Below are 8,854 nucleotides of genomic sequence, written 5' to 3'. Positions count from 1 at the left end.
GGAATTTGTTGACCACTACAGACCACTCCGAAGCGATGATTGAAGCTCCCAATCGACATATCGCCTAGCCCATGTACATTTTCCTAGCAAAATAATTGTAACTGTCGAATCCTGTAGATATAACTCTCTTATCCGGCTCATAACGTAATCCGGATCGTTACTATTAATGATGTCAGGGCTCATTTCTGGCCCTAATCCTCGTGAGATAAAAACGTCTCGCTCATGATCAAATGTTCGAATAAAATCATCAACCTCATTTTGATCTTCATGGTGATAGGAAATAAAACATTTATGCCTTGTCATATAGCATTCCTTTTGCTGATTACTTTATAAAAAATCAATACTCTCTATGCGGTTTTATTCTGTTTACTTTTCATTATTTCTTTATTAAAGATTGCAAGTAGAAATAAAATATAAAGATTAAGAGTTAGAATCTTTTAGATATTATGTAATTTCGTTTATCCTGCAAAATCAGATAGAAAGAAAAGCTATTAAAAACAATAACATAATGTGCGTTAGGCCTTTGTTCGATCACCTAAATTAATAGCACTAAGAACATGGTCTTTGATAGCCTCAGGAGAATAAAATGAATCAACATCTACAAAATGTATCTTTTCCTTGCTACCAAAGTAATAATCGCTATTCTTATCATCTAACTTCTTATACAATGAATTAATGTACTGCATATCTAAATTTCTCTCATAGTAACTATTGTCACTTTTCACCAACATACTACTTGCACACAATACAAACAGATCAATTTTAAAGTTGTAGCTCAAATCCCCATACACTGAGTTATGTATTTTTTTGAGAAGTTCTAAATTTGCATCGGACTCACCATCGGCCTTGCCATATATGAGAGCAGATATATAACTTCTATCCATAACTAATATACTGTCATGTCCTGACATAAACTCATAAAAATCATTTATATGACTACAAGTATGCAGTAATTGACGTGAAAAAGAGCTAAATTCGTATGTATCTGATTTCAATAACTCCCTTAAGAATGCAACTTTACCCTTCCCATTAGGTTGAGATATAACAAAAGCACCTAATGATTCTTTAAGAAGTGAAATTACTGTAGACTTTCCAACTTTATCTGCTCCTTCAATTATTATTAAACGTTTATCCATACACTTCAACGACTCCTTTAAATATCAAATCAAGAGCCACTCCTATATCTAGGGTATGAAAAAGCATTATATTTTCTTCAACTGAAAGACCATTGGACTTTGATAGTTCATACAAACCAAACTGGCTTAGATTATTTACTTCTTTATCAAAATCAAACCCTAGATTTTGCGCAATTTCTAAAAAGTCTTCGTTTTGCGATTCTTGCCAAGAACTAGTAAGCTCTTCCGGTACTTGATTACTCTCAAGCAACTCACAGACTCTACCGACAACGCCCCCGAAAGCCCCCATCAGATAGACAGGTTGACGACCTCTTATAGCCATCAAAATCTCTTCCAACACACCGGGACAACGACCTTTGTATCCTCGCAACCTTCCTCCGACACAAATACGAGCATCAGTCTCTCCTATCATTTTTTGCCTCATATCAGATAGCGTTTTAGACCATACGATCTTATTATCTATGTCGTTAGGAGGAAGAAACTCATCTTCGTCTATTTTTTTCTTAAGCTCTTGAGACAACGGTACTTTAATAAAAGTTGCGACTTTATTATATGTTGCAATCCATTCGCACATTTCCTCATCATCAAGTAAATAAATAGGCCATGCAGAATAATTACGTACTTTTATGTCATTTCTTCTTAATCTATCTTGAACTACCAAAGCTTCATCAAAAATAAACTCGGTGTATCCTGATGGTCTCAGATCACCCCCATAGACAAGAGTCCCTCCCTGATATAAGGTGTGTTTTGCAACCGATTGAGATATGTATTTCAAATAGTCCTTACTCATTCCCAAGTGGGAAAGCTCTTCGTTATCTGGTTCAGAAATACTGATTCCCAACTGGATATTAGATAAACCTTTACTTAATAAAGTCAGCGGTGTAGCAACCTTAAGGCCAAAATCATCAAACAGTTTAGATTCAAACTCGTATAAAGGCGGGTCAGGATAGACTATATTATTTATTTTCTTATCTTTGTATGACAACCATTTCAAATCATATGGCTCTGGAGGCCTACATATGATTACTGTATTTTCATCTTCATACTTTTTGAGTCTAGTAGCATTATAATAAAACTTTAATGTTTCTAATAAAGCCAGCTCCAATATCTTATATGCATCTTCTCTTGATAAGGATGAATGAGACCCAATATTTATTGAAGGGACGTTTGAAGAATATGGAAAAATTCTATCCTCGCCACTCCTTAAACTACTAATAACTACAATAGGTACATTTATTTCTTTTGCATACTGAACCTCTTTTTGGCACCAGTATCGAGAAGAATAGCTATCTGACTGTATAGAAACTACAGTTGAGTCTAATATTCCCTTCCTTATTTCGTCTGAGAAATTAAAGCTAGCATGTATGTTAGTCGCATCAAAGAAATTATTTAACGATGTGCTGTCTATGATTTTCTTTAATGAAAGGGCAATATCTGTTGCCCAATCATCATGTTTAGCATGACTCAGAAATAATTTTGTAGTTAGATCATCTCCTTTCTTTCCTATCTGGAAGTTGACCTTCTTAATAATTGCTTGTATCGCAGATACTAAAAACTCTAAGTTTTTTGTATCGCTGCTAAATTCATACTCTCTAATAAAATTTATATCGCAGATCGGATAATTAAGTTTAAAGGAATAATTATTATCTAACGCAACGGGGACGACAATGGTATTGTCAGAAACAAAACTATCGTAATATGAACGCCACTCATCACTACCAGATACCCACTTGCTGGAAAAACAAAATACAACACTTGCCCCCAGTTCAAGGTCGATTTCTTTTGGCACTCTCCTTCCAGAAGAAGTCCTATAAAATATAGGGATATTGACGGAGCGAGACATTGGCCTCAGCATATCTCGACTTAGACTTTTACTTACAAAGTCGAAATACGGCTTAGCTAACGCTTCATCTTTGGGATGCCATACAAAATAAATCTGGTTAAACTCTTTAGGCATAACTATTTCCCATTATATCTTTGAAACTCATTTTTAAACATCGTGGGATCGCCATTAATTCCCTGTTCAAAGTTATCTTCAATATAATCAATTAATTTCTCAGCTTGAGCCTGCTTAACATACCGATGACCCGGCCCCTTTTTACATACCGTCTCAACTAATGACTCAGGTATAGGTACGCCCTCGGAACCAAAATAGTAAAAATCGCTGGAAATCAGAACCTTATCAGTCGTTCCGGCATCTTTTTTAACATTTAAAGGATTTGGCGAACCGTCAGGTAAACTATGATGTGAATCGTCTTGCATCCAGACAACTTTTCCATGTTCATTAGCTTCTTTATGATAAATATTATCCCCATACATCTTTTTCAAACTACCGTTCATCGTAGGTTTTTTGTATTGAAATTCAGGAGCATGATAATAATCATCAAATCGCGTAACTTTATCCACTTTCATCGCAAAGACGATTTTCGCTTTTGCACCTTTTGCTATTGAGCTAGTACCAAAAACCCAATCACCTACCTTTGCAGACTTTCTAACCTGTGGTTTACAAGTTGCTAACGTACACTCACGCCCAAACGGATTTGGAGCAAAACCATAGTCACGCGGAATCACGTATGAGTAATATTTGCTTGCCATCAACAAACCTCTCTAGATGGAGTAAATTTTCCAGCCCACGGTTCACCCGTCGAATTTGACCACTGGTTATAATTTCCTTCAAGAGCATCAATGATCTTGTCAGAGCGCCACCCAACCAATGCATCTCCATATTTTTCAAAACTCTCCGGTACGTCAGAATCTGTTGCTCCCTGCATGAAAACTCCAACTATCGGTTTCCCTAACCTATAAGCAAGTTCAATCTCCCAATTAACCCACTCTCGAGTATGTGTCTCTGGCCCAATTAAAACTATTGCAGAACCTGCCCACTTCATTTTTTCCCTTAATAATTGCTTTATATAGTCTTCATTTTTCGCTTCATTTGGCTTGGTACTGTCTATTGAGCTATTTCTTAGCGTATAGCCATTATTTGCCAGTAGTTTCTTTAGTCCTTGTACGCTATCGTCATCTTTGCCATAGTGACTAATGAATACGTTTTTGTTCTCATTATCAGACATAATCACCTCATATAATTTAATATTGGATTCTTAAACTCACAGTCATTGCCTGTTAAATGCCTATACAATACTTTTTGCCAGTCATTCATAAAATCACTCTTTAGATCGATCAAATCATGATTTTTATTAAGCCTAATATTCGTCTCCCAATTAGACAATAACCTCACCTTATTATTAAATTCTTCGAAAGAGAAAACATCTCGATTGTATTCGAAATAGTCATAATCAAACGACGCACAAGATAGAGAATCCATCATCGTTTTATGATGCTCATAATAATGTAGATTGTTCGCCACATGATAATACGAACCTAAGTGCACTCCCAAAATTTGAGAGACATACTCTTGCATGAATGTGAAGTTAAATATATTAACTCCCGTCATACCCCATATAAAATCATTCGATCTCATATGAACATACATATCTAATTTACCTTCACTATTTATGATAAACTGAAGACTGCGAGTACATGGAAAATCTAGTGTTTTTTTCATGGCCCCACGTGAGAATAGATCTTTATTCGGATCTCCAATTTCTATAATTGCACGTCGACTTGTGGACTCGTGGGATAAACAATCAATAACATATCCCAATTGATCTACAGTACTACCATCATTTTCCCCACGCTCAACAGATGGGACTGCATAATCTTCATTAGAATTATTGTAAGCTCTAATTCTAGGCCCATAACCTCCACGAATATAGACTCCGTCATCTGAAAAATTGGATAAGTTTTTCAAATATGCAGACATAAAATCCAAATCATTCCTTCCAGATGCTAGCCACAGAGACTCAGCGTACCCCATCTGCAAAGGCCAATGCCTCTCTTCGAGTGTGACAATTCTAGCAGTCGGATTTTCTAACTTGATAATGATTGGCTCTGGTAGCTCATAACATCTGTTACCTCTCGTATTTCTGGCAACAGCCTCGCTTAGCAAAACCTTTGAAAGTTCCACTAATAGCTCGTTAATATTATTGTAGGATTCCGTATGCAATTTCTCACCTAATTAATAGTCTAAGTTCCATTTAGGAGGAAAGTAAAAATCTATTTTCTTATGGTTAATTTTGAATTTTTGCTTTATTCTCTTGTTACCAATATTTAACTCTGGCATTCTAACTCGAAGATATTTGTCTGTTTCACAAAAACAGTTTTGCAAGTCGATTAAAGTAGGCTCTCTACCAAATAAGCTACTAAAATCATAACCATATTTATCTCTAAACTTATCAATATTTTCATACGTATATCGAATAGCATCTTCATTCGTGTATCCGTTTAAATTTTCAAAGCACTTTTTTATACCTCTAACTGCGCCAATTCCGGCTTTGACAAAAGAGTTCTCGTCAAAGTCAAAAATATTCGAGTAATTCAAATCAATCGAATATTGATATGCTAAGAATGGCCCAATGAAGCTACATGCTTTCAATTCCAGATATAAATCTCTTAAGGAGCAACAGCGCAATATTCTTGATAAGTTACTAGACTTCAATATCTCACTTGAAAGCATAGCGAGCCATTTTTCATGTTTGTATATATAGCTATCATTATATAGAGAGTGACTGCCCGTCATTAAATATGCAGGGCTAAATATCGGCTGTTTTGATATTCTTTCCGATAAGAGTAATGAGAATAATGCATGGTCAAAGTTTTCATAGCGAATATCACCTATTCTTGACTCGAGGTATTCCCATGTATCTATCCTATTAAATATTTTGAAAACTAGTATTCTAAGGAGTAAGTCCTCTTCTGAATAGTCACCTGAATATATGACATTTTTAATCAAATATTGTGACACTCTATCTGTACATCGATAAACGTTAGTAAACTTGCTCATCTGCAAAATTGGATCTGATGTGAATACAGAACAGTTTTGGCCTTCGTCGGAATAGCGCTTCCAAAAGATGTCCATCCTTTCATTCATGAAGTAAAAGTAATGCCTAAATGCTTCATCCCTAACTTCCACAATCACAGCCTTAAGTAACAACACTTGATGATAAGTTAACCAAATCCTACTCCTCAAAGATACGTTATGCAAGTGTCATTTATAAAATATATTAGACAAACCACCCTTGCCACGTACATAATAGATACGTGCATCACTAATGTTGAAATAGTCAATATGTCATGTAAGATGCATACACGCTACCGAGGCACTACTAATTATGACAAGACAACAAAACTTTATGCGAATGCTGCATGAAGATCATTCCACTGCAGTAAGACTCGCATATATAGATTTCCGATTACGATTTACAGGTGTTGTAAACCGTTCTGATTTAAGGGAAACCTTTGGATTGGCTGAAGCTGCTGCATCAAAAGTCTTGTCCGTATACAACAGCAGGTGTCCGGAAAACATGTTTTATAATCGAGCAGTAAGAGCTAATACGATCCTCATAGAAAGCTACCGACCTCTGTTCTCTATTAATGCTATTACCGCTCTGGAGATGCTAGCTAGTGGCTTTGACAAAAGCAGACTTATCAATAGCCCTGTTTTGCCTTTCTCACGGATAGGCCATATTTCAGACCTGTTGGACTCTGAAAATGTCGCAAAAATAACAAGGGCAATGAATGGTGGTTATGCAATTAAATGTAACTACCTATCAGGTCATCGCCACACAGTGAGCGAACGAACTCTTTTACCAGTGGCTCTAATGTATGATGGACGATTTTGGAATTTTCGCGCTTACGACAGAAATCAAGTTGACGAGAATGCAGGTTTTAAGAATTTTAGCTTTGCTCGTGCGGTAATGGTTGAAGAACTTTTTGACGCGAAGCATCAAAGATTGAATCACGAGGAACTGACCTTCGATCACGCATGGAACAACTACATTCCTCTTGTCCTTCAACTTCATGAAAATTTGAGCGACGAAGAACGATCCAAAATAAGACGCGATTTTGGTATGAAGGATGCCCAGAACGAGCTAGTGGTAACTCAGCGCGAATCGGAGCTGTGGATACTCTTTAAACAATGGTTTATCGACACTTCCGATGTCACTTTGGATCTCAAAAATGATAGATTCTATAAGTTCAGACTCATTAATAAGGACACTGTTGATGCATTAATTAGTGCAAGTTCCGCCAATATATGATTTCTATAAAAGCTACTTCTCATTATATTTATCAAAAATATCTGCTAATTGCTTTAGCAATTCACTTGGCTGTTCTTTAGCCATTGAGTCAACAAAAGAAATATCCGGCATAATACTGCGGTCTATATTTTTCAGGCTTCCAATTTTATTTTGTAACTTAACCTCGCTATTAATTGCAAAACGGGCTAGCTCGATATTTTTTTGTGCACGATCTTTATCAATAACTTTATTTGGTTGAGTTATTTCCCCGTCAGAAGACAGTCCTACATATAAGGAATTATTTTTATAGTCATTACGCTGTTCTGAGGATCGTTGAGCAAAGTGCATTGAATCTTCGAAAACTTGTTTACTCCCTCCAAATAGCAAAGAGCTTGTGCCGTTACTAACAATTTCTTGCTTCAGCTTCGATTTATGATCTCGGAGCCGCCTCATCGTCACTTTCCAGTCAACATCAATTCCAGCAAGTTGTCGGCGTCCTGCTGCGTATAATATGTGGCACTTAGCGACTTCTTCTCTAGCTATATGAGCCAAAGTGTACGAACGCGCATAAGCTTTCTTTCTAAAAAGCAACTCAGATTCTCGAAGCAAATCTTTAGCATTAGTCACTAATGCCTTCATGTACTCATCAATTTGGCTAATACTCAATGACATATCGCCTTCCCAGCTCTACTCGCCTACCTTGTTACATAATAAAAACCCATAGTATCAGAAAGTTAAGACTTAAATCGACACTAACTTCATAGGCACCTTTAGTTTTTCATACAGTTCAGCATACATTTCTTACTCTTCAGAATAAAACTAACCTAGTGGCAAATGATTTCATAGAAATCTCTTATGGACATAGCCTAGCACCCTAGAATCTATTTGTGTCGTCAAGCTGCTACAGCCTATTTTGCGAACAACCTGTATTTCATGCGGAACAATTCATTCAATATCTGAGCATTATTCCGCAGGTATGCAGGTAGAAGTTTACTACTGAGTTGGCGCATATTTTGGGTGTATAACAAACCTTTTGGGATTGCTCTTCTCCTTGATATGCCCTTTTTCGATAAGAATTTCTATAGCTCTTTCTCTGCAATCTTTTGTGTTCAAACAACTCCAATTCATTTGAGAGAGCTTTTGTCGCGTAAAACTTGGATACAATGTTGAGAGCTTTGATTGCGAAGCCTTTTCTGAGCTTTGTTTGGATTCTTTCAATGACATCATTGCAACGCGACGAAAATGTGTAGTTAGATAACTAATCCAGTAGATCGCCCGAACAATTTCACGTTTTCTTATTCGTAGGGCGGGATTGAACTTGTCACCGTTAGACGTCGAAGCTTCTTCAATAAGATGAAAAATCGTAGCGAGCTTAGTGCGCAAAGCAGGATATTTCCCGAAAACGCCTGACCCTTACGAATCCCCTCATAATCTCTATATAAAACAATGAGTAGACGCGCATCGCTCATTCTGATCTAATGAATTTCGCCAAAAACACATCGGATTAAATGGATTTAATAGAGAGCCCTAACGATGCGCGACATTCAAATTCTACAGCAAACTATTGAGAATCAATGCCCT

The 8,854-nt window shown here is 36.6% G+C and carries 9 protein-coding genes; 1 reads left to right on the top strand and 8 read right to left on the bottom strand.

Annotation, left to right across the window (positions count from 1 at the left end; all coding sequences use genetic code 11):
• Positions 1-15: 15 nt before the first annotated feature.
• The 7 genes from TW84_RS21400 to TW84_RS21370 form a co-directional block, all read right to left on the bottom strand.
• On the bottom strand, positions 16-303 hold the full coding sequence (locus TW84_RS21400; protein ID WP_240478216.1) for a TIR domain-containing protein: 288 nt from the start codon (positions 301-303) through the stop codon (positions 16-18).
• A 212-nt stretch (positions 304-515) separates the two neighbouring features.
• Positions 516-1,136 carry a nucleoside/nucleotide kinase family protein gene (locus TW84_RS21395; protein WP_045977647.1) on the bottom strand — a complete coding sequence of 207 codons (621 nt, stop codon included), beginning with the start codon at positions 1,134-1,136 and terminating at the stop codon, positions 516-518.
• On the bottom strand, positions 1,129-3,093 hold the full coding sequence (locus tag TW84_RS21390) for a TIR domain-containing protein (RefSeq protein ID WP_045977646.1): 1,965 nt from the start codon (positions 3,091-3,093) through the stop codon (positions 1,129-1,131). Before TW84_RS21390 ends, TW84_RS21395 begins: the two co-directional genes overlap by 8 nt.
• A 2-nt stretch (positions 3,094-3,095) precedes the next feature.
• Entirely contained in the window at positions 3,096-3,731 is a 636-nt protein-coding gene (locus tag TW84_RS21385) for an Nmad2 family putative nucleotide modification protein (RefSeq protein WP_052707952.1), read from the bottom strand.
• On the bottom strand, positions 3,731-4,207 hold the full coding sequence (locus tag TW84_RS21380; protein ID WP_045977644.1) for a TIR domain-containing protein: 477 nt from the start codon (positions 4,205-4,207) through the stop codon (positions 3,731-3,733). The genes TW84_RS21385 and TW84_RS21380 overlap by 1 nt, the downstream gene beginning before the upstream one ends.
• A gap of 2 nt (positions 4,208-4,209) precedes the next feature.
• Positions 4,210-5,163, bottom strand: a complete 954-nt coding sequence (locus tag TW84_RS21375) for a thymidylate synthase (RefSeq protein ID WP_052707951.1) — start codon at positions 5,161-5,163, stop codon at positions 4,210-4,212.
• A 51-nt stretch (positions 5,164-5,214) separates the two neighbouring features.
• Positions 5,215-6,168: a nucleotide kinase domain-containing protein gene (locus TW84_RS21370; protein WP_240478215.1), complete on the bottom strand. Its 954-nt coding sequence runs from the start codon at positions 6,166-6,168 to the stop codon at positions 5,215-5,217.
• Positions 6,169-6,367: 199 nt separating this feature from the next.
• On the opposite strand from TW84_RS21370, the gene TW84_RS21365 reads away from it, so the two are divergent.
• On the top strand, positions 6,368-7,294 hold the full coding sequence (locus tag TW84_RS21365) for a BrxR family helix-turn-helix transcriptional regulator (RefSeq protein WP_045977641.1): 927 nt from the start codon (positions 6,368-6,370) through the stop codon (positions 7,292-7,294).
• A 12-nt stretch (positions 7,295-7,306) separates the two neighbouring features.
• Here the strand turns inward: TW84_RS21365 and TW84_RS21360 are convergent, their stop codons facing one another.
• Positions 7,307-7,945 carry an AbiV family abortive infection protein gene (locus TW84_RS21360; protein WP_045977640.1) on the bottom strand — a complete coding sequence of 213 codons (639 nt, stop codon included), beginning with the start codon at positions 7,943-7,945 and terminating at the stop codon, positions 7,307-7,309.
• Positions 7,946-8,854: the final 909 nt, after the last annotated feature.

The sequence above is a fragment of the Vibrio neptunius genome (assembly GCF_000967495.1).
Taxonomy (GTDB): Bacteria; Pseudomonadota; Gammaproteobacteria; order Enterobacterales; family Vibrionaceae; genus Vibrio; species Vibrio neptunius.
Note: the sequence above shows the minus strand (reverse complement) of the source record. Positions and strands in the feature narration are given on the sequence as shown.

Excerpts from the sequence above, each read along its gene's own strand:
- TW84_RS21400 (WP_240478216.1), bottom strand. The coding sequence starts at position 303 with ATGACAAGGCATAAATGTTTTATTTCCTATCACCATGAAGATCAAAAT.
- TW84_RS21395 (WP_045977647.1), bottom strand. The coding sequence starts at position 1,136 with ATGGATAAACGTTTAATAATAATTGAAGGAGCAGATAAAGTTGGAAAG.
- TW84_RS21390 (WP_045977646.1), bottom strand. The coding sequence starts at position 3,093 with ATGCCTAAAGAGTTTAACCAGATTTATTTTGTATGGCATCCCAAAGAT.
- TW84_RS21385 (WP_052707952.1), bottom strand. The coding sequence starts at position 3,731 with ATGGCAAGCAAATATTACTCATACGTGATTCCGCGTGACTATGGTTTT.
- TW84_RS21380 (WP_045977644.1), bottom strand. The coding sequence starts at position 4,207 with ATGTCTGATAATGAGAACAAAAACGTATTCATTAGTCACTATGGCAAA.
- TW84_RS21365 (WP_045977641.1), top strand. The coding sequence starts at position 6,368 with ATGACAAGACAACAAAACTTTATGCGAATGCTGCATGAAGATCATTCC.
- TW84_RS21360 (WP_045977640.1), bottom strand. The coding sequence starts at position 7,945 with ATGTCATTGAGTATTAGCCAAATTGATGAGTACATGAAGGCATTAGTG.